Source organism: Schaedlerella arabinosiphila (assembly GCF_003885045.1).
Taxonomy (GTDB): domain Bacteria; phylum Bacillota; class Clostridia; order Lachnospirales; family Lachnospiraceae; genus Schaedlerella; species Schaedlerella arabinosiphila.
The window spans coordinates 3,506,960-3,527,109 of the sequence record NZ_RHJS01000002.1 but is presented as its reverse complement, the minus strand read 5'-3'; the positions used below and the strand labels follow the sequence as shown (position 1 = coordinate 3,527,109).

General features: G+C 50.8%; 19 protein-coding genes. 18 read left to right on the top strand and 1 reads right to left on the bottom strand.

The window, feature by feature from the left end; genetic code table 11:
• The first annotated feature begins 4 nt into the window (after positions 1 to 4).
• Both gatB and htpG read left to right on the top strand, forming a co-directional pair.
• Entirely contained in the window at positions 5 to 1,438 is a 1,434-nt protein-coding gene (gene gatB / locus EBB54_RS16890) for an Asp-tRNA(Asn)/Glu-tRNA(Gln) amidotransferase subunit GatB (protein ID WP_125128308.1), read from the top strand.
• Positions 1,439 to 1,646: 208 nt separating this feature from the next.
• Positions 1,647 to 3,782 (top strand): molecular chaperone HtpG, encoded by a 2,136-nt coding sequence (gene htpG / locus EBB54_RS16885; RefSeq protein WP_125128307.1) that lies wholly within the window; start codon positions 1,647 to 1,649, stop codon positions 3,780 to 3,782.
• A gap of 80 nt (positions 3,783 to 3,862) precedes the next feature.
• Here the strand turns inward: htpG and EBB54_RS16880 are convergent, their stop codons facing one another.
• Positions 3,863 to 4,645, bottom strand: coding sequence for an EFR1 family ferrodoxin (locus EBB54_RS16880; protein WP_125128306.1), 783 nt, complete (start codon positions 4,643 to 4,645; stop codon positions 3,863 to 3,865).
• A 226-nt stretch (positions 4,646 to 4,871) separates the two neighbouring features.
• Here EBB54_RS16880 and EBB54_RS16875 point away from each other — a divergent pair, with 226 nt between their 5' ends.
• The 16 genes from EBB54_RS16875 (at position 4,872) to EBB54_RS16800 (ending at position 20,129) form a co-directional block, all read left to right on the top strand.
• On the top strand, positions 4,872 to 6,308 hold the full coding sequence (locus EBB54_RS16875; RefSeq protein ID WP_330554696.1) for a 2-hydroxyacyl-CoA dehydratase family protein: 1,437 nt from the start codon (positions 4,872 to 4,874) through the stop codon (positions 6,306 to 6,308).
• A complete protein-coding gene (locus EBB54_RS16870) occupies positions 6,295 to 6,867 on the top strand; it encodes a TetR/AcrR family transcriptional regulator (protein WP_125128304.1) in 573 nt (190 codons plus the stop codon). Before EBB54_RS16875 ends, EBB54_RS16870 begins: the two co-directional genes overlap by 14 nt.
• A 199-nt stretch (positions 6,868 to 7,066) precedes the next feature.
• Positions 7,067 to 7,858, top strand: coding sequence for an acyl-CoA dehydratase activase (locus tag EBB54_RS16865; RefSeq protein ID WP_125128303.1), 792 nt, complete (start codon positions 7,067 to 7,069; stop codon positions 7,856 to 7,858).
• A gap of 63 nt (positions 7,859 to 7,921) precedes the next feature.
• Positions 7,922 to 9,076 carry a 2-hydroxyacyl-CoA dehydratase subunit D gene (locus tag EBB54_RS16860; protein WP_125128302.1) on the top strand — a complete coding sequence of 385 codons (1,155 nt, stop codon included), beginning with the start codon at positions 7,922 to 7,924 and terminating at the stop codon, positions 9,074 to 9,076.
• Positions 9,077 to 10,507, top strand: a complete 1,431-nt coding sequence (locus EBB54_RS16855; RefSeq protein WP_125128301.1) for a 2-hydroxyacyl-CoA dehydratase family protein — start codon at positions 9,077 to 9,079, stop codon at positions 10,505 to 10,507.
• Positions 10,508 to 10,619: 112 nt separating this feature from the next.
• Positions 10,620 to 10,874 (top strand): hypothetical protein, encoded by a 255-nt coding sequence (locus EBB54_RS16850; protein ID WP_125128300.1) that lies wholly within the window; start codon positions 10,620 to 10,622, stop codon positions 10,872 to 10,874.
• 11 nt (positions 10,875 to 10,885) lie between these two features.
• Positions 10,886 to 11,077, top strand: coding sequence for a DUF7479 domain-containing protein (locus EBB54_RS16845; RefSeq protein WP_004077805.1), 192 nt, complete (start codon positions 10,886 to 10,888; stop codon positions 11,075 to 11,077).
• Between the two features lie 2 nt (positions 11,078 to 11,079).
• A complete protein-coding gene (locus EBB54_RS16840) occupies positions 11,080 to 11,832 on the top strand; it encodes a class I SAM-dependent methyltransferase (protein WP_125128299.1) in 753 nt (250 codons plus the stop codon).
• A 35-nt stretch (positions 11,833 to 11,867) separates the two neighbouring features.
• Complete coding sequence (lpdA, locus tag EBB54_RS16835) at positions 11,868 to 13,262, top strand: dihydrolipoyl dehydrogenase (RefSeq protein ID WP_125128298.1); 1,395 nt, start codon at positions 11,868 to 11,870, stop codon at positions 13,260 to 13,262.
• A gap of 17 nt (positions 13,263 to 13,279) precedes the next feature.
• Positions 13,280 to 13,870: a DUF5714 domain-containing protein gene (locus tag EBB54_RS16830; protein WP_125128297.1), complete on the top strand. Its 591-nt coding sequence runs from the start codon at positions 13,280 to 13,282 to the stop codon at positions 13,868 to 13,870.
• A gap of 1 nt (position 13,871) precedes the next feature.
• Positions 13,872 to 14,165: a lipoyl domain-containing protein gene (locus tag EBB54_RS16825; RefSeq protein ID WP_125128296.1), complete on the top strand. Its 294-nt coding sequence runs from the start codon at positions 13,872 to 13,874 to the stop codon at positions 14,163 to 14,165.
• 53 nt (positions 14,166 to 14,218) lie between these two features.
• A complete protein-coding gene (locus EBB54_RS16820; protein ID WP_125128295.1) occupies positions 14,219 to 15,559 on the top strand; it encodes a 2-hydroxyacyl-CoA dehydratase family protein in 1,341 nt (446 codons plus the stop codon).
• A 20-nt stretch (positions 15,560 to 15,579) separates the two neighbouring features.
• Positions 15,580 to 16,944 (top strand): radical SAM (seleno)protein TrsS, encoded by a 1,365-nt coding sequence (gene trsS, locus EBB54_RS16815; protein WP_125128294.1) that lies wholly within the window; start codon positions 15,580 to 15,582, stop codon positions 16,942 to 16,944.
• The gene (locus EBB54_RS16810) at positions 16,937 to 18,205 is read left to right on the top strand and encodes a radical SAM protein (RefSeq protein WP_125128293.1); all 1,269 of its coding nucleotides are present in this window, start codon (positions 16,937 to 16,939) and stop codon (positions 18,203 to 18,205) included. Before trsS ends, EBB54_RS16810 begins: the two co-directional genes overlap by 8 nt.
• 11 nt (positions 18,206 to 18,216) lie before the next feature.
• Positions 18,217 to 19,581 carry a DVU_1553 family AMP-dependent CoA ligase gene (locus EBB54_RS16805; RefSeq protein WP_125128292.1) on the top strand — a complete coding sequence of 455 codons (1,365 nt, stop codon included), beginning with the start codon at positions 18,217 to 18,219 and terminating at the stop codon, positions 19,579 to 19,581.
• The gene (locus tag EBB54_RS16800; protein WP_125128291.1) at positions 19,569 to 20,129 is read left to right on the top strand and encodes a DUF5714 domain-containing protein; all 561 of its coding nucleotides are present in this window, start codon (positions 19,569 to 19,571) and stop codon (positions 20,127 to 20,129) included. The genes EBB54_RS16805 and EBB54_RS16800 overlap by 13 nt, the downstream gene beginning before the upstream one ends.
• The last annotated feature ends 21 nt before the right edge of the window (positions 20,130 to 20,150 follow it).

Sequence of the window (20,150 nt, the reverse complement as noted above, 5' to 3'; positions counted from 1 at the left end):
CGCGATGGCAAAACAGTATGAGACCGTGATCGGGCTGGAGGTACATGTGGAGCTGGCCACAAAGACAAAGATTTTCTGCGGATGCAGCACGGCATTCGGGGCAGCCCCCAATACCCATACCTGCCCAGTCTGCACCGGGATGCCGGGGGCGCTTCCGGTTCTGAATAAACAGGTGGTGGAATATGCCATGGCAATCGGGCTTGCCGCAAACTGTGAGATCACCCGGATGTGCAGGTTTGACCGGAAGAATTATTTTTATCCGGATAATCCCCAGAATTATCAGATCTCCCAGCTTTATCTCCCCATCGCAAGAAACGGATATGTGGAGATTGAAACGGGGGATACAAAAAAGCGGGTGCGGATTCATGAGATGCACATGGAGGAGGACGCGGGAAAGCTGGTTCACGACGAATGGGACGACACGTCCCTGGTGGACTACAACCGAAGCGGCGTGCCCCTGGTGGAGATCGTGTCCGAGCCGGATATGCGCTGTGCCAAGGAGGTCATTGCATACCTGGAAAAGCTCCGCCAGATCATACAGTATCTGGGGGCCTCGGACTGCAAGCTGCAGGAGGGCTCCATGCGTGCGGATGTGAACCTGTCCGTGCGGGAGGTGGGAAGCACCCGGTTCGGAACACGCACGGAGATGAAAAACCTGAACTCCTTCAAGGCCATTTCCCGTGCCATTGAGGGGGAAAGGGAGCGCCAGATCGAGCTTTTGGAGGAAGGCAAGGCCGTGGTTCAGGAGACCCGCCGCTGGGACGACAACAAAGAAAGCTCTTATGCCATGCGTTCCAAGGAGGACGCCCAGGATTACCGCTATTTTCCGGAACCGGACCTGGTGCCTGTCGTCATCAGCGAGGAATGGATTGAGGCAGTCAGAAGCCGCCAGCCGGAGCTGCGCACGGAAAAGCTGGAGCGGTATAAGAGGGAATTTGACATCCCCCGGTACGATGCGGAGATCCTTACAGAGTCCAAGAGCATGGCGGACCTGTTCGAGGCCGCAACAGCCATCTGCAGAAAGCCGAAAAAAGTATCCAACTGGCTGATGGTGGAGACCATGCGCCTGATGAAGGAACATGGAATGGAGCCTGAAGAGCTTCGTTTTTCCCCGGAAAATCTGGCGAAGCTGATCGAACTGACGGATGCGGGCACGATCAACAGTTCCGTGGCGAAGGCGGTGTTTGAGAAGGTCTTTGCAGAGGACGTGGACCCGGAGAAGTATGTGGAAGAACAGGGACTGAAAACGGTTCATGACGAGGGAAAGCTTAAGGCAGCGCTGGAACAGGTGATCGCGGACAATCCCCAGGCAGTGTCGGATTATAAAGGCGGAAAAGAAAAGGCACTGGGAGCGCTGGTGGGACAGACCATGAAGGCCATGAAGGGAAAGGCGAACCCGGGAAAGGTGAACCAGATGCTGCGGGAAATGCTGGGATAAAAAGTTCTGTTTTTATAGACTTTTAATAAACACTTTACGAATTTATTAGCACTCACCTAAAAAGAGTGCTAATTTTGTGTTGACTTTTTAAAAAACCTGTATTAGAATATCATCTAGACAAAGAAAGCGGACACAGAATGGCTTACAGGAGTGTCTGTTTCAGGTTCATATATCAATACATGAAAATCATAGAAAAGGAGTGTTTTACATGGGAACAAAAAGAGGCAATTTATCCATTGACAGTGAGAATATATTTCCAATAATCAAGAAGTGGGTATATTCTGACCACGATATTTTTATGAGAGAGCTGATCTCCAACGGCTGCGACGCGATCACAAAGCTGAAAAAGCTGGACATGATGGGCGAATATGAGATGCCGGAGGATTACAAGGCAAAGATTCAGGTGATCGTCAACCCGGAAGAGAAGACGCTGAAGTTTATTGATAACGGCCTTGGTATGACCGCAGAGGAAGTGGAAGAATATATTACGCAGATCGCCTTCTCAGGCGCTACGCAGTTCCTGGAGAAGTATAAGGATAAGACCACGGAGGATGAGATGATCGGGCATTTCGGCCTGGGCTTCTATTCCGCATTCATGGTTGCCGATGAGGTGCACATTGATTCCCTGTCCTACCGTAAGGATGCCGTATCGGTACATTGGGTCAGCAACGGCGGCACAGAGTACGAGATGCAGGACGGCAGCAAGCAGGAGGTGGGAACGGAGATTACCCTGTTCCTGAATGACGACAGCCTGGAATTTGCCAATGAGTACCGTGCAAGAGAAGTGCTGGAGAAGTACTGCTCCTTCATGCCAGTGGAGATCTTCCTGTCCAAGGCGAATGCGGAGACAGAGTATGAGACCATCGACGAGGCAGACGTGCTGGAGACAGACGAAGTGGTAGAGCATATCACGGAGGAGCCTAAGGAAGGCGAAGAGGGCGAGCCGAAGAAGAAAGCGAAGATCGTGAAGCGTCCGGTTTCCCTCAGTGATATCCATCCCCTGTGGGGCAAGAACCCAAGCGACTGTACGAAGGAAGAATATATTGAATTTTACCGCAAGGTATTTTTGGATTATAAGGAGCCGTTGTTCTGGATCCACCTGAATATGGACTATCCGTTTAATTTGAAGGGAATCCTGTATTTCCCGAAGATCAATACGGAATACGATTCCATCGAGGGAACCATCAAGCTGTATAACAACCAGGTATTTATCGCGGACAATATCAAGGAAGTGATTCCGGAATTTCTGATGGTATTAAAGGGCGTCATCGACTGTCCGGATCTGCCGCTGAACGTATCCAGAAGCGCGCTGCAGAACGACGGTTTTGTAAATAAAGTAGCGGATTATATTTCCAAGAAGGTGGCGGACAAGCTGAACGGCATGTTCAAGACCGACAAGGAGAACTATGAGAAGTACTGGGATGATATCAGCCCGTTCCTCAAGTTCGGATGCTTAAAGGACGAGAAGTTCGGAGACAAGATCAAGGGCTCGATCCTTTATAAGAACCTGGAGCACAAGTACCTGACTCTGGAAGAATATATTGAGAATGCAAAGAAAGCCTCCGGTGAAGAGGAAAATATAGAGACTGTGGAAAATCCGGAGACCGTAGACGCAGCGGCGCAGGAGGAAGCGCAAGTATCAGATGCTGACGCACAGGACAGTAAGGCCGGCGACGGGGCGGAGGCCGTAGAAGCGGAGGTTGTCGGAGACTCCGAGGAGGAGAAGAAAAAAGAACCTCTCAACGTTTACTACGTGACGGATGAACAGCAGCAGAGCCAGTATATCAAGATGTTCAAGGAACAGGGACAGGATGCGGTGATCCTGACACACAACATTGATTCCGCATTTATCACCTACCTGGAGCAGCGAAATGAGGATGTAAGGTTCCAGAGGATTGATGCGGAGGTGCATGATTCCCTGAAGGATGAAGTAGATGAGAGCGACAAGGAAGAATTTCAGAAGCTTACAGACGAGCTGGTGGAGCTGTTCCGCAAGGAACTGAACAACGAGAAGCTGGAAGTCAAGGTTGAGAAGCTCAAGGACGACAGCATTGCTTCCATGGCTGTTCTTTCCGAGCAGTCCAGGCGTATGGAGGAAATGATGCGCATGTACAGCATGGGCGGCGGCATGGATATGGGTCTTGGCGGACAGGCGACGCTGGTACTGAACGCAAACCACCCGCTGGTGAAGTTTGTGACGGAGAACAAGGAGGATACACATATATCCATGATCTGCAAGCAGCTCTATGACCTGGCAATGATCGCGCATAAACCTCTCAATCCGGAGGAAATGACCGCATTTGTACAGAGAAGCAACGAGATCATGATGCTGCTGACAAAATAATCATCAGACACAGATAAAAAACAGACTATCTAACAAAGGTAGTCTGTTTTTTTGTGCTGCGGTCGGTATGTAATTCCATATTAGAGGAAAATGTCCGCCTTCTTGTCACTCTGGCATGCCTTGTTCAGCTTTCCGGTGAGCAGCTTCATTTTTGTGCCGCTGACATAACGGGCCTTCTGCTTACAGATCCGGAGACACTTCTGGCAGCTAATACATTTCTTTTTATTCGTCTTTTTTGGGTCTTTCGCGTCTATAGCGCCTGTGGGACAGCTTTTTGCGCAGGAACCGCACATGGTACATGCGGTAACATCGACCTTGGGAGTCAGTTGGGCAGCCCCGGCCTTCCGGTAAGGCATATTGCCAGGAACCACAATATTGAACTGGTCGAAGGATGTCTCGGATTGGACACGGCGGTTTAACTGCATGCCGAAGTCCGCAATTCCTTTCAGATCCTGTTTATTGGGACGGCCGAGCCCGATGGAGCGGACGATGGAGTGCTCGGTGGGAAATGCCGCCGCGCCGATGACTTTAAAGCCCCGGCTTTCTACTTCGTTTTTCAGCTCTAACAGCGCGTCCTCGTATTCCCGGCAGCCGTAGGTGGCAACCAGAGCAGCCGGCGTACCCTGTCCGGAAAGATTTTCAAAATATTCCAGAAAAGTGGACGGCACACGGCCCGCATATACCGGGATTCCAAAGAGCACCAGGTCATTGCTCTTAAATTTCAGGGAAGGCTTTTTTTCCTTATGTACCGTCAGGTCGTATGAGACGGATTTCAGGTTAATATTGGCAGATATTTCCATGATGACCTTCCTTGTGGTTCCTGTAGGGCTGAAATAGACCAATTTCAGTTCGTTCATCTTCATAGTAAAAACTCCTTTATCCTTTGATATGTCCATCCATACCGGGCAGGTGAAAAGAAAGCCGGCATGGTGAATCTCGCGCGTAAATAGATTATAACATGGAATGGGGAAAATTGCATGGGATTCCTGATTTTCGCAGATAAATTTACTGTGTATATCTTTAAAAAATGTAGAATGTGATGTATAATACTAGAAAATATTTTTTGGATTCGGGAAGGGACATTATTTGATGGGCGATATATACAGGCAATATTTAGCGGCGTTTGAGTTTTCAGAGGAGGAAGTACAGGAAAGCCTTCCTTTTTGGAAAAATGTGTGCGGTCTACTCAATGTTTCGGAGGAGGATGTGCGGTATTCATTGGAGAAATGGATACCGCAGTACTGGGATATCTCATTAAAGGGCGTCAGAAAGTGCATCGGGGCCTATATCCGTGAACTGATCCAGTTTTCCAGGCTTTCGGAGTTCAAGGAAAGGGGAGACCGGATCATATACTGCAATTTACCCGTACATCCGGCGGCAGTCTATGCAAATAAGGTGGCAGGCGGGGAACAGATTCACATCTCGCAGCCGGATTTTCTATTGATCTCTGTGATCCGGGTATTATTTGGAAAGACGGAGCTGATGCAGGGAAAGGACTTTTCCTGTCTGAATAAAAACGGGCAGCACTGCGGAAAAAACCGGATGCGGATCAATGCCCAGTGCGAAGGGATCATCGCGGCGCCGACAGTCGAATGGAATTGGGGGATGCTCTGCAATGAAGGGCCCAAAACGGACGAGTATATGAAATGCCTGAATATGGAGTCGGAAGGGCACTCTGTGGTCACAATGATGCCCCACGATGTGAAGATGGGAGTTCGGGAAGCCCAGGATGACAGAAGAGTTGCATATCTGTCCGAGAGGATAGCATTTGCACAAAAAGAGATTTCAGGTTATACTGGTATTGTCGTGAATAAACAGCATATCATAAAAGCAGAGGAACTCTATCAGGAATATGTCTCAAAGCTGGAGGAAATGACCCGGCTGATCTACGAGGCCGATCCGCAGCCGGTTTCCTGCAATGAATTTACGCTGTTCAGTTCTATACAGCATACACCCTTTGATACGGGATGGCAGTATTTTCTGGAGGCGATTGATGTCTTTACGGAGGAGATCCGGGAGCGGATTCAGAGAAGGGAAGGCAGGCTGCCGGCAGGTGCTCCGAAGTTTGCATGCTTTTTTACGCCGTATTGTGTCCCCTGGGTGGGGCAGGTTTTCGAAAGCCAGGGGATCAATATTGCGTATGATATGTATTTTGCGACTTCCTCCATCCAGAAGCAGTGCGAGGACGATTCGGACATCTACAGGATTATGGCGAAGCAGTGGCTGTCCCATCCGTCGTCTGTCAATTCCGGGGATGAGGCCAACATGGTGATACGCATCCTGAAAGAAAGACCGGTGGACGGCGTATTATATGGCTTTTTCTCTTTTGACTGCTGGATAGAGGGCATGCATAAGACTACGATTCAGATTATTGAGGAGAGTACAGAGATTCCCCATTATTATCTGGAGGGGAATTTCTGGAATGACGCAACATTTACTAAGGAGGGCAGACTGTCTCGAATTCAGAATATCTCCTACCATACAAGAATTCGTCAGATGGTAAGGGCAGACTATGGGAAGAAATAAAGTTCTGTATGACAAACAGCAGATTATAGATATTGCGGTATCGATTGTGGAAGAGGAGGGGATCGAGGTTCTGTCCGCACGCCGGATCGCTTCCGAGCTTGGGGTTTCCTCTATGACCATGTATAATTATGTGAGCAATATTGATGAAGTGAAGCGGGAACTGATGATCAGGGGATACAATGAACTGTTCCGAAACATTATACAGAAGCTGTCTCTGAAAGAGAAAAAGGACAGAAGCGGTGTGGCTGCATTTATAAAGATTTATGCAGAGCAGTTTTATGAATACGGCGAAAAGCACAGGAATTTAATGAAATTTATGCTGGGGGAAGGGTACACGAAGTTTTATGCGGACGCGGAACTGCGGTTATTTGTCAATCCGCTCCAGTCCTATTATAAGTACAGCAAAGAACGGGATTACCAGCTTGCATGCAGGATCTGTGAAGATATGATGTACAGCGAGCTGAAAAAATATATTAACGGGATCAATCCGCTGTCCAAAGATGAATTTTTGTATCAGGTAGAATATTGCGTAGATCGTGTGTTTGACCTGGGGCGGTGAAATCCGACAAAAAAGAATATTGGGGTTTGTGCAATATGCATAAAGAATAAAAAGAACATGTGTGGCCAATTGACAAAAAGTGCAATACATGTTATTTTTATACTATAAAATTTACGATGTAAATAAATAAAGCGCACAGAGGTGTGCTTCAATTTTACATGATTATTTACAATGTAAATAAAAGCGAAAGGAGAACAATATGCTGTACGCAGGAGTTGATATAGGGTCTACGACTTCAAAGGCCGCGCTTGTAGACGAGGACGGCCGGGAAGTCATGTTCGCATCGATTATGACGGAGTTTAACCGCAATGCCAGCGGCGAGAAGGTACTGCAGAACGTGCTGGAGAAGGCAGGCGCTTCCATAGAGGACGTCGCATATACGATATCCACCGGTTATGGAAGGAAAGCGTTTGAACGGGCAGATAAAAACATTCCTGAGATCATTGCCCATGCGGTGGGAACCGAGTATGTGTACCCAGGTGCACGTACGATCATAGACATCGGCGGGCAGGACAGCAAGGTCATCGAATTGGACGCAGGCGGAAATGTGGATAAATTCGGGATGAATGACAAGTGCGCGGCAGGTACGGGAAGATTTTTTGAAGTATTGACGCACCGGCTTCTGGGAGTAGAGATGGAAGAACTCTCAGACCTGATTCTGAAAGCGGAAAATCCGGTTGAGATCAGCAGTATGTGTACGATTTTCGCAGAGTCGGAGATCATATCCCATCTGTCCCAGAATATTCCGATTGAAGATATTGCGGCCGGGACGGGGGTATCCATAGCCAGAAGAATCATTGCCCAGGGCAAGGCGGCAAGAATCTCATTTCCGGAACCCATCGTTTTTTCCGGCGGAGTTGCGAATAATAAGGGGATTGAGCGCATTTTTGCAAAGCTTCTGAATAAAGAGGTACATGCAATTGAAAAGCCCCAGTCCACGGCGGCCCTCGGGGCGGCTCTCCGGGCGCGGAAGGAACATCAGAAGGCATAGAAACCTGCGCAGTTTATTCTGCGTGGCAATAAAAATCACTTAAGAAAAAGGAGGCAGACACAAGTGAGAGAAATTATGAAAGAATTGGATGCTCTTTCAAGAGGAAGAGTAAAAGAACTGATTCAGGCAAAGAAGGACGGAGCGAAGATCATCGAGTACAACGGAACCTATATTCCGGAAGAAATCATCCGCGCGGCGGGCGCCCAGACCTATCTCGCATTGAGAGGCGGGGAACCGGAGCCTACGGATGCGGTTCTGGACTATATGCTTCGTTTCATGAATCCTCTGGCACGGTCATTGGCCGGATTTATGCAGCTTGGGCTGGACCCGATCATGCCGATCAGCGACCTGCTGGTTACACAGCAGACAGACAACCATATCGGACGTATTACGGAGCTGCTGGAATTTAAGGGAATCAAAGTAAACAAGGTGGGGATTCCGGCGGACTGGAAAACAGACGGTGCGGATGCCTATTATGAGCGGTCCCTGCGCGAGATGATCGCTGAGGTAGAGGAGATTACAGGAAAGAAAGTGGACTGGGATGAGGCGAAGGCAAACTTTGAAAAATCCAATCAGATCAATGGGTGGCTGAGGAAGATCAACGACCTTCGGAAAAAGGACAATCCGCCTGTCGGCCTGGACGATGTGATCCACCTTCACCACTATTCATTTATCGTTGATCCGGACGTTATGCTGGAGAAGCTGGAGACGATTTACAATAAGCTGGCAGACGCGGAAGGAATCTTTGAAGCAGACGCGCCGAGACTTTTGTTTATCGGCCGTGCAGTTGCCATCGGTGATTACACTGTTCCGAGAATCTTTGAGCAGAGCGGCGGGGCGATTGTTGCAGAGTACTTTGACGAAGGCTACCGCGTACTGCAGAAGGATGTGGAGACCGAAGGAAATCTGGTGCATAATTTCGCGAAGAACCGCTATGTAGATACACTGCCGCTGTCCGTGATGCAGCCGGGATGGAAGGAGAGGTACGCATATTTTAAACAGATGATCGAAGACTACAGGATCGACGGCGTAGTATGGTATCAGCTCTGCTTTGATGAGATCTATGATATGGAATGTACCTGTCTCGCAAAATGGCTGGAGGAGAGTAAGGTTCCGATGCTCAAGCTGGAGTCTTCTTATGAGTATTCGAGAGAGTCTACAGGACCTCTTACAACAAGAATTGAGAGCTTCGTGGAAAGTGTTAAGGAGGGAAAATAAATGTCTAAGTGTGTAGAACTGAACAAAAAGCTTTTGGAACTTGCAGAGTTTCACGGGGAAGAACTGGACGCATTTCTGCCCAGGTGGATGGAAGCGACAGAGATCATCGGACTGTCCGATGAAAATGTAGAGTTTGCGATCAATGAGTTTATTCCGACGAACTGGGATATCAAGTTCAAAGGACTTCGTATGATGATCGGCGCATTCCTGCGGGAGATTGTGGACCTGGTGGTCGGCGCAAGAGAGAACAAGAAAGAAGGAAAGCCGGTTGTATACGGGATCATTCCATGCGTGCCCCTTTCCTATTACACTATGAAATCCGCAAGTCCGGATATGTATGTAGGGTTCCCGGATTTCCTGCTTGTAAATACGATCAATTCCTTCTTCCATAATGCGGCTCCGTATATCAACTATGCGGAGGAGATCGGTTTTACATATGGATGCCGCCACTGCCCGCTGAATAAGATGCGTGTATCCGCGTTTGCGAAGAAGATTCTGGTCGCTCCGAATGTCATCTGGAGCTGGGGAATGAACTGCGACGAAGGACCGAAGACCGATGAATTTATCCAGTGCCTGGTGGGAGAAGAGTGGACCGCCGTTGTATCACGTATCGCGCATGATACCAATATTGACGAGACAGATTACGAAGATCAGGAACGTATCAAATATCTGTCAGGCGTATTTAAAGACGGTATCCGCCAGATCCAGGAGCTTACAGGAATCGAAATCAATGAGACGGCTTTGAAGGACGCACAGGCTAAAAATCTGAAGTATTCCTTCAAATACGGCCAGTTGGTATCCCTCGTATGTAAAGCAGATCCGGTTCCCATCGGAGGAAATGCGCTGACCCAGTTTGCAATGCCGATGGTGACCGCGTTTAATAACGGATATACCTATATGGAGCCTGCAATCGACGTACTGCTCCAGGAGATCCGTGCAGAGATCAAGGCCGGCAGCGGCGTGACCCCGAAGGGTGCTCCGAAGCTTGGAAGCTACTTTGTACCGTTCTGTATCCCGTGGGTAGACAGGCTGTTCCGTGAAAACGGTGTTGCCACCACATTCAGCGAGACGATGACACCAAGCAAGAGCCAGATGTCGCCCCATAAGTATGCGACGGATATTTATTCCAGCTTCGCAGAAGAATGGCTGCGGTTCCCGATGGGACAGAACATGGGCTGCGAAGTAGAGTCCATGGTGGAAAAGGTAAATGCAAACCAGCCTGACGGCATGCTGATGGGCTTCTTTGACTTCGACAGATGGCTGGGAGCACACCAGAAGATGTGTGCAGACCTGGTAGAAAAGAAAACGGGTGTTCCGCATTTCTATATGGAATCCGATTTCTGGGATGACCGTGACTACAGTGAAGAGGCGCTGCGTACCCGTATCGAAAGTATTTCTCAGCTTCTGTATATGAAGAAGGAGATGAACTGACACTGATTTTCCTTAAGGGGGAGGCAACCGCATACAGTGTGGTTGCCTCCTAGTTATGAAAATTGATGAAAAAATATGGGAATTGGACGCATTACATATGGAGGGACAATACATGGTAATCGAGATAAGCAATGAAGCAAAAGGGCTGATGGAGGAAAGAGGAATCCAGGAAGCGGATGTAAAGGAAGCTGTGGAATACGCAGAGACAACGCAGAAGCTGTATGAAGAAGGCGGCAGCAGATGCCTGGGAAAGAAACGGCTCGGTGAATTTACGGTGTATGCGGAGTATACCAGAGACGACAGCGGGAAAATCACTGTAGAGAATGCATACAGCCACAGAGTAAAACTTACGGAAGACGGGGAATAGGAGGAAGAATCATGGCTGATTGGAAATGTAGCAAATGCAATGTAGATATGGAAGAGGTATTTGATATTGCGCTGATCTACGGGGAGGTGGACCTTCCTCCGGGAACCGGATACAGATGCCCGCAGTGCGGGACGGAATACCTGGACGGGGAGTATGTGGTAAATGAGCTGGCATCCGCGGAACAGATGCTGGAAGGGAAATAAATATGGAAACAAATCTGCCGCTTGCCAAAGCATTTGAGATCCGGCCTGAGAGGTTTCGGCTTCTGGAAAAGGGAATGCCCTATACGGCATGGGAGCCGGGCATGAAAATTCTGGAAGCCGGGTGTTCTGTGGGAGAAGCGTCGGCTTATCTTGCTTCGGAAAAAGAACTGGATGTGACAGCCTTTGACATCTCCGGGGAACTGATCAGCCGGGCAGTGGAGAAGCACGGCGGCGGAGAAGGCAAAAAGCTGTGGTATCTCTGCGCGGATGCCGCAGAGCTTCCCTTTGAGGACGAAAGCTTCGACGGGCTGTTCAGTGAATCCGCGTTTTCCCCCATTCCGAAAAAAAATGAGGCGCTTCGGGAATATGGCCGGGTGCTGAAACCGGGCGGGAGACTATTGCTTCACGACTTTGTGATCAGAAACAGCGGGGAGGAGCTTTTGCGGGAAGAAGTGGTGCATATTCCCTGCTTCGCGGGTGTCCAGACAAAGGAGTGCTATGAGGATATGCTGCAGAAGGCCGGATTTCGCCGGATACGCTACCAGGAAGAATACGGAGAACTGATCCGGATCACCCTGTGGCTGTGCAAGGTATACAAAGTGGGGATCGGGGAGATCGGCGGATATCTGAGCAGGTACTTTCACAGCGGGGAATCCGGATGCAAAGGATGCGGCGAAACGGCGCAGAAGACAGACACCTTTTTCCGAAGGGCGGAGCTGTCTTACTGCCAGATGGTCTATGAAAAATGTAGATAATGTAAAGTATCGTATAAAAAGAGGAGGGCTGCGGGATGTATGATTATGATGTGTTAAGTATTGGGGCCGGTTCCGGCGGATGTGCATCCGCCATGCGGAGCGCGGACCTGGGAAAGAAAACGGGGCTGGTAGAGTACCGCAAAAACGGCACGGGAGGTACCTGTGTATCCAGAGGGTGCATTCCGACCAAGGTTTTGCTGCAGTCGGCAAAGGTCTATGCGGAGGTTCTGGGGGCAAAGGAATACGGGATTGCCGTGACAGACGCAAAACCGGATATGAGGGTGATCCATCAGAAAAAGATGATGGCGGTCAACAGTCTCAAGTTCGGACTGGACAACATGCTGATCAAACCAAGAGGCATTGACAGGCTGCAGGGAAAGGCCAGGCTGCTCGACGCCCACACGGTAGAGCTTGTGAACGGAGAGGAGACAAGAACCGTTACTGCGGAAAATATCATCATTGCGACCGGAAGCGAGCCTGCCATGATCCCTGCGTTTCATATTGACAAAGAAAAAATTATCACCAGCGACGAGGCGCTCAATCTGCAGGAAATGCCGGAAGAACTGATTATAGTCGGAGCCGGGGCGCTGGGGCTGGAATTTGCGGACATTTTCTCCACGTTTGGTTCCAAGGTCACAATTGTGGAAATGATGCCCCATGTTGTGCCGACGCTGAAAGATCTTGAGATCACCGGCGCGGTCGGAAAATATATGGAGAAAAATGGAATTACGTTAAAGTGCGGTTCCGGCATCCAGTCTATCCAGGTGCAGGAAAACGGCAGGGTATGCTGTGAGCTGGCAAACGGAGAAAAGATTGAAGCGGACAAGGCGCTGGTTGCCATCGGGCGGAGCCTGAATACAAAGGAACTGAACTTAGAGGCGGTGGGGGTAGAAATGACTCCGAAGGGGCAGATCGTCACAGACGACCAGATGCGGACATCCATTCCCGGCATCTATGCGGTCGGAGACATTACGGAAGGGCCGCAGCTTTCCCATAAGGCGCAGAAGCAGGGGCTGATTGCCGCGGAAGTGATCGCCGGAAACGATGCGCATATGAGATACGATGTGATCCCCTCCGCGGTCTTTATCCATCCGGAGATCGCAATGGTAGGCATCACCGCGGATGAGGCAGAGGAACAGGGAATCCAGGTACTGGTCGGAAAAATGCGCTTTTCCAGCAATGAGAAGGCAATGGCCATGCAGAAGACCACTGGATTGATAAAAATAACCGCCAGAAAAGAGGATCATAAGATCATCGGGGGACACATCTTCGGAGAGGACGCCTCCGTGCTGATTGAGGAGGTGGCAACCGCGATTCAAAACGGGCTGACCCTGGACGATGTGGCGGACAGCATCCATGCCCATCCGACGCTTTCAGAGATCGTGATGGAAACCTGTAAAAATGCGTTAGGCAAAGCATTTCACAAGTAAAATAGGGGATGAAGGAAATGGGAAATATCGTACTGAAGGATGAAATTTTCGGGGCAATCAAAGAAAAATGCCTGACCCTGTTCGATGAAAAAAAGACGGATTTATATGAGATGGCAGCGGAACTCATGGAAATCAGGGAAATACCGATGCATTATCCTTACCACCATTATATTGTGCCCGCGGTCCTTCTGACAGCCTGCCACGGGGCCGCGGGTGGGGAACGTGGGGAGCTTCTCAAAAAGCTGGATACAGCAGAGCAGCGGGCCAGAGATGTCCTCGGCGGCTTCTGCGGGTTCTACGGGGCCTGCGGGGCAGGGATCGGCGTGGGAATCTTTTACAGCGTTTACCAGGAGATTTCCCCGTTGTCCCAGGAGGGATGGGCAGCGGCAAACCAGGCAACGGCAGACGCATTGACGGCTATCGCAGGGGTGGAAGGGCCCCGGTGCTGCAAGCGCTGCTGTTTCCTGGCCCTGTATTCCGCCCGGAAGACCATTGAGGAAAAATTGGGAATCCGGCTTTCGATGCCGGAACAAATCCGCTGCAGCTACAGCGGCAGAAATCTGGATTGTAAAAAAGAAGCCTGTCCGTTTTTCGCAGAGGAGGCATAGGATGCTGGTACCCATTGTCGTACCCCGGGAATTGATGCCGTGTAAGATTCCGGGATTTGAATGTGAATGTCAGAACCGGCCGGTGGATACGGCGGCGGAATCCCTGATGGTATTCTGGAACGCCGAGGAAGGGGATGGAGTAAAAGAAGGGGACACCCTGTGCTCCTTCGAAGTGCAGAAAAGGGTGCTGGAGATCCATGCACCCTGCACAGGGATTTTGCAGAAAATTTGTTATGAAGATGAGAGCATCGTGGGATATCAGGACATCCTGGGCTATATTCTGCGGCAGGAATAGAGAGGAAGAACCGGAGTCCGGATACGGCCGGCCGGGGGATAAGGGGAAAGGGAATGGATGCAAAAGATCATTATCTGGAATTTTTAAAGTTACTGCAGTTTCCGGATGCCCGGGAGGTGAAGCCGTATCTGGTTCGGGCATGCGGCAGGTTCGGCGTGACAGAACAAGACCTGAGACGGTGCTGTGAGAAATATCTTCCCCAATATTTTCACATGGAATTATCCGGTGTCAGGGCGCTTCTGCGCCTGTATGTAAGGGAATGGATCGGCTATGAACGTCTGTGGGAGGAGCCGTGCGTCAAAATCTACTATAATGTCCCCGGGACAAATACGGGAATGTACTGGCTCAGAGAGTCGCTCAGGGAAGCCGGACTGGATGCCGAAGTCTGTACGCCGGACCTTGTTGCAATGGTGGTGCTCTATGGGATCATCGGCCTGGAGGAAAAGCTGGCGGCCTCCAATGGATGCAGGCATTGCGGGGTAAACCTGATGCGGGGACTGCTGATTGAAAAACAGATGGTGCCCTGTCCGGATATCCGGTGGTCCTACGGCCTTTTGTGCAACGAGGCGCCCAAGCAGGACGCCATGCTGGAGGATGAGGAGCCGGAGACCATCCGCATCCTTGTTCACAAGCCTGCAAAAAGCGGCTGCCAGGAGGAGCATCTCAGACGGCAGATCGAACACGGTTTTGCGAGGATCAGGGAGCGATACCAGATTGGGGAGAACGAAGCGCTCTATAAGAAGCTAAAAATGAAACGCTTTATGCTGGCAATGCGCAGGGAACAGATTTTGAGATTTCTCAACCGGACGGCAGAGTTTGTGATCGGAAACGAGGAGGTGGGACTGATCGAAACTCTGCTTCTGGCATCTTTTCGGACAGATTTGGATGAGATTGCAGAGCTGTTGGCAGAGCTTTTGAAAGAAATGCAGGACAGGGTATCCGAAAAAAAAGCCTGCCGGCCTATGAAATACCGGTACGCAGTTTATTATACGCCGGTTTGCAATCCAAAATACGCAAAGATCATGGAGGATTATGGGATCGGGCTTCTGAACCATACGGCTTTTGCAAGCACGGCGGTGGCGATCCAGGGAAAAAATCCGCTGGAAGATATGGCAATCGAATGTATGGGGATGCTGATCGGAAAAGACCTTGCTGAAGAAGCCGGAAAAATCTGCGGGATCATTGAAAAAAACCACCTGGACGGGCTGGTTTTGGGCATGTTTCCGTTTGACAGATGGATGGGGGCGCTGCAGAACCTCCTGCAGAAGATCGTGGAAGAACGGACCGGGAAGCATGTGCTGATGTATGAAACGGATTTCTGGAACCAGGAGGTTTTTACAGGAGACAGGATGGAGAGTGTGGTTGAGACACTGGTATTGAGCAGGGAAGCATAAGAGGATATGAAAAGGCTGTTATGAAAAAGATCATCAATGAGACGCAAAGCCTGTGTCCGGAATGCCTGAAAAAAATTCCGGCCCGGCATATCGAGGAGGACAAAAGGGTATTTCTGGAAAAGGAATGCCCGGAACACGGAACGTACCGGGTGCTGGTCTGGAGCGATGCAGCGCAGTACCGGGAATGGATGGAACAGTCCGTACATGCAGAACCGTGCAGAAACGGTTCCGAGATGGAGAAGGACTGTCCCTTTGACTGCGGCTTGTGCAGGGGGCATGAAGGAAAGACCTGTACCGCTGTATTGGAGATTACGTATCGCTGCAACATGGAGTGCGAAGTCTGTTTTGCGGATACAAAGAAGGCGCGGTATGAACCGGGGCTTACGGAAATCCAGAGGATGTATGAGGCGGCATACCGAAACGGAGGAGACTGCTCCATCCAGCTCAGCGGCGGGGAGCCCACGGTCAGAAAGGACCTGCCGGAAATCCTGGGGATGGGGAAGCGGATGGGATTTTCCCATATCCAGGTAAATACCAACGGGATACGGATCGCAGAAGACCCGGACTACCTGCGGGAGCTGAAAGCAGCAGGCGCGGATCTGATCTATCTGCAGTTTGACAGCCTGAGGGACCAGGTATACAGGAAGGTCCGGGGGAAAAACATGCTGGATATCAAACTGCAGGCCGTATCCAACTGTGAGAGGGCGGGCATCGGGGTCATGCTGGTGCCGGTTCTGGTAAAAGGTCTCAACGACGGAGAGGTTGGAGACCTGATCGCATATGCAAAGAAGCATATGCCCATTGTGAAAGGGGTGCACTTCCAGCCGATCAGTTATTTTGGAAGATATCCCAACGATCAGGGCAGTCTGATCTGGGATCGCATGAACCTGTCGGATGTCATCGCCTGTCTGACGGGCCAGACAGGCGGGGAGATGAAAGCGGAGGATTTCGTGCCGAGAAAGAGATACGATTCCCACTGTGCGTTCAGCGCGCTGTACTATCTGGAGGAAGACGGAGGACTGAAACCTGTCACCAAACATATGCAGAATAAAGAGGTGCCGGAAGGGACCGATTTTGCCCGGAAGGCCAATGCATTTACGAACAAGCACTGGAAGCTCCAGGATGAGGAGGCGCTGCCTTTAGGCAAAAGCAGCCGCGCAGGGGAGACCAGGCCCGGCAGGAAGTCCATGAAGGAATTTATCCGGCGGCTGAAAAACTATACCCTGTCGGTCAGCGGAATGGGATTTCAGGACGCATACAATATTGACATCGGAAGGCTGAAAGGCTGCTGCGTGCATGTGATTACATATGATGGACAGGCAGTTCCGCTGTGCGCCTTCCATCTGACAAGCCTGAAAGGAGAGCGGTTGTATAAAAATGAGTAAAATACTTAGCTGTACCCTCAGCGTCTGTCCTTACTGCCTGAAAGAAATTCCGGCAAAAATAACGGCGGAGCAGGACAGGGTATATATGGAAAAATCCTGCCTGGAGCATGGAAGCATGAAGACGCTGATCTGGGAAGATTCTCCGGAAAACTATCTGAAGTGGCTGGAGGACGGCGGAATCCATACGGATCGCCTTCCCAGGACAGAGGAGGAAGTCTGTGAGCAGATGCGTAAAGGGGAGTTTGCCGGATGTGCGCAGGTGCAGCCCTGCTCCGCCGCGCTGATGACCACAAACCGCTGCAACATGGACTGTCCGGTCTGCTTTACCAGAAAGAAGGGGGACAGGCGCTATGAACCCTCAGTGGAGGAATGCAGGGAGCAGCTTGCCTTTTACCGGGCACATGCGGGGCAGGACGCATTGGTGGAGCTCTGCGGCGGGGAGCCCACCGTGCGGGAGGACTTGCCGGAGATCGCCAGGGCTGCGAGGGAGCTCGGATTTTCCTATGTCCAGCTCAATACGAACGGGCTTCGTCTGAGCGGGAGCATTGCTTACTGCAGGCTGTTAAAGGACAGCGGGGTGACAACGGTATATCTGGGCTTTGACGGGGTTCGGGAGGACGCCTATCAGACAAAGTATGGGAGAAGTATATTGGACCAGAAGAGGAAGGCTGTGGAACACTGCGCAGAAGCGGGACTGGCGGTGGTGCTGGTGCCCTGCGTAATACCGGGGAGCAATGACGGCCAGCTGGGCGAGATCATCCGTTTTGCAAAAAGCTATATGCCTGCGGTGAGGGGCGTATATTTTCAGCCGGTGAGCTATTTCGGAATCTACCCGGAGGGGGAAAATCCGAGGATCACTATTCCGGAGGTGATCCGCAGGATCGAGACCCAGACAGAAGGCGAGGTGCGGGCTCAGGACTTTCTGCCCGGAGCATATGAACATGCGGCATGTACCTTCCAGGGGATCTTTCTGTGTGACGGGACGGGAAAGCTGCGTTCTTTAAACCGGAGGATGAGACGGGAAAAGAGCGAGGACGGATACCGGAGTATACGGAAATCCACAAAATTACTGTGGATTCCGGGGGATAAGAAGATGATCAGCATCGGGGGAATGGCGTTTCAGGACGCATGGAATATGGATCTTTTGAGGATCAGGAGATGTTCCGTACAGATCATCGGAAGGGATCGGCAGATGCGTCCGCTCTGCACAAAATATCTCAGTGATATATACGGAAATAAGCTGTGTCCCGGGATTGCGTAGAGGAGAATGGGATGATCATTACATTTGAACAGGGACTGTATGAAATTTGTGCCAGGAGGATCGGGCAGGATGGGGAGTATCAGAGACTGCATCCGGACTGGAACGGCGGGGCGGATGAAAGGATATTTCGGGAATACAGGAAATACCAGCTTCAAAGGACGATCCGGCATGTATATGAAAACAGCTCGTTTTACAGGAAACAATTTGTACAATCAGGGATTGTGCCGGATGAGATCCGGGAGTTTCGGGATCTGGAAAAGCTGCCCTTTACCTTCCCGGATGACCTGAGGGGATCAGGCTACGGATTTTTATGTATATCCCAGAGGAACGTCGAGCGTCCGGTTACATTTTACAGCTCAGGCACGACCGGAATCCGGAAAAGGATCTATTTTTCGAAGGCGGATGTCCGGAATATTATGGACTTTATCGGTACGGCGATGAATACCATTGCGGATACAAAGGACACCCGGATACTGAGTCTGCTCACAAATTCCGAGGGAAGAGGGGCTTCAGAGCTGTATGCAAAAAGCGTTCGTCTTCGGGGGATGAACGCGGTTGTAGGGGATATGGCGGCGCCCTCGGAGGAATTGTTTTCCTTATCCGTCTCGAATCGGTGTAATGTCTGGTTTGGAGATATCACCACCATGTACCGGATCGCAAAGGAGATGGAGGATAAAACAGATCTGAAAAGCCTGGGAATGAAGCTTCTGTATGTGACCATGGGGCATATATCAAAGCCTGTGAGAACGTATCTGGAGCGTGTGTTTGCCTGCAAAGTGATTGCCCACTACGGGCTGACGGAGGTGGGCTGGGGATTTGCCATTGAGTGTCAGGAATGCGGCGGATACCATTATAATGAGATGGATGTGTATGCGGAGGTGGTTGATCCGAAAACCGGAAACAGGGTCAAAGAGGGAGCGGTGGGAGAGCTGACCTACACTACCATCGGACGGGAGGCAATGCCGCTGATCCGCTACCGAAGCGGGGATTTGGCGTACTTGAGGGATTCGGGATGCGGCCAGAAGCTGCAGATGATAGGGCCTATCGTGAGAAGGCTTGAGGGCGCGTACCAGATGGATGAAACGCACCTTGTATATCCGGCTATGCTGGAGGAGGTGATCTATTCCGTGGATGAAATTGCGGATTACAGGCCCTATATAGACGGAAACCAACTGGTTCTGTATGTGGAGCTGTGCAGGGAGGACGGCGGGGCTGTCAGAAGCCGGCTTATGGAACGGCTGGAGGGGCTTTCGGAATGGAAAGGGATGGAGCGGCCGCGGATAGAGCTGCTGCCATCCGGGACACTGCGGAAATTCTGCTTCGAAAAGAAGCATATCCAGGAAATCGGGAAGGCGGCAGAAATATGGCAGGAGTAATACCAAAAGAAATCGCAAATGCCATTACGGATTGCTGCAGGACATGTGAAAGTACGGACGCAGTGCGTATTGCGGACCGGCTTATGGAACTGGGAGAGGTCCGTATGCACGGGCCGGAGCATCATTATCTGACGGCGGCCGCGATCCTGACGGCATACTGTAATTGTTTTCATATGGAAAAGAAAAGCCTTCTGGTAAAGGCATACGTCCGAACCAATATCATTCCGGTGGGAGTCTGTGCGATGTACGGCTGCTGCGGTGCATTGATGGGGGCTGGGGCGGCGGCAGGAATCCTTCTGTCGGCACATCCCTTCTCCACGGGAGACCTGCGTACGGTGAACCGGATCACGGCCGGCATCCAGAGCCGGCTGGCAGAGTACGGCGGCCCCCGGTGCTGCAAAAGGGCTGTGCGTATTTCCGTATACGAGGCGGTGCAGGGAATAAACCGGTACATGGGCTGCAGCCTTTCGGCGGCCATGTTAGACTGCAGGTCCTACCCGGAAAACAAGGACTGCCAGGGGAAGAAGTGTGAGTTTTTTGTGACATAAAAGGCTCATGGGGAAAAGAAG

Bases quoted from the DNA above. Each gene is read 5' to 3' on its own strand.
- EBB54_RS16850 (WP_125128300.1), top strand. From the start codon at position 10,620: ATGGTAATCGAGATAAGCAATGAAGCAAAAGGGCTGATGGAGGAAAGA.
- lpdA (WP_125128298.1), top strand. From the start codon at position 11,868: ATGTATGATTATGATGTGTTAAGTATTGGGGCCGGTTCCGGCGGATGT.
- htpG (WP_125128307.1), top strand. From the start codon at position 1,647: ATGGGAACAAAAAGAGGCAATTTATCCATTGACAGTGAGAATATATTT.
- trsS (WP_125128294.1), top strand. From the start codon at position 15,580: ATGAAAAAGATCATCAATGAGACGCAAAGCCTGTGTCCGGAATGCCTG.
- EBB54_RS16810 (WP_125128293.1), top strand. From the start codon at position 16,937: ATGAGTAAAATACTTAGCTGTACCCTCAGCGTCTGTCCTTACTGCCTG.
- EBB54_RS16800 (WP_125128291.1), top strand. From the start codon at position 19,569: ATGGCAGGAGTAATACCAAAAGAAATCGCAAATGCCATTACGGATTGC.
- EBB54_RS16830 (WP_125128297.1), top strand. From the start codon at position 13,280: ATGGGAAATATCGTACTGAAGGATGAAATTTTCGGGGCAATCAAAGAA.
- EBB54_RS16825 (WP_125128296.1), top strand. From the start codon at position 13,872: ATGCTGGTACCCATTGTCGTACCCCGGGAATTGATGCCGTGTAAGATT.
- EBB54_RS16845 (WP_004077805.1), top strand. From the start codon at position 10,886: ATGGCTGATTGGAAATGTAGCAAATGCAATGTAGATATGGAAGAGGTA.
- EBB54_RS16840 (WP_125128299.1), top strand. From the start codon at position 11,080: ATGGAAACAAATCTGCCGCTTGCCAAAGCATTTGAGATCCGGCCTGAG.
- EBB54_RS16820 (WP_125128295.1), top strand. From the start codon at position 14,219: ATGGATGCAAAAGATCATTATCTGGAATTTTTAAAGTTACTGCAGTTT.
- EBB54_RS16805 (WP_125128292.1), top strand. From the start codon at position 18,217: ATGATCATTACATTTGAACAGGGACTGTATGAAATTTGTGCCAGGAGG.
- EBB54_RS16880 (WP_125128306.1), bottom strand. From the start codon at position 4,645: ATGAAGATGAACGAACTGAAATTGGTCTATTTCAGCCCTACAGGAACC.
- EBB54_RS16870 (WP_125128304.1), top strand. From the start codon at position 6,295: ATGGGAAGAAATAAAGTTCTGTATGACAAACAGCAGATTATAGATATT.
- gatB (WP_125128308.1), top strand. From the start codon at position 5: ATGGCAAAACAGTATGAGACCGTGATCGGGCTGGAGGTACATGTGGAG.
- EBB54_RS16865 (WP_125128303.1), top strand. From the start codon at position 7,067: ATGCTGTACGCAGGAGTTGATATAGGGTCTACGACTTCAAAGGCCGCG.
- EBB54_RS16855 (WP_125128301.1), top strand. From the start codon at position 9,077: ATGTCTAAGTGTGTAGAACTGAACAAAAAGCTTTTGGAACTTGCAGAG.
- EBB54_RS16875 (WP_330554696.1), top strand. From the start codon at position 4,872: ATGGGCGATATATACAGGCAATATTTAGCGGCGTTTGAGTTTTCAGAG.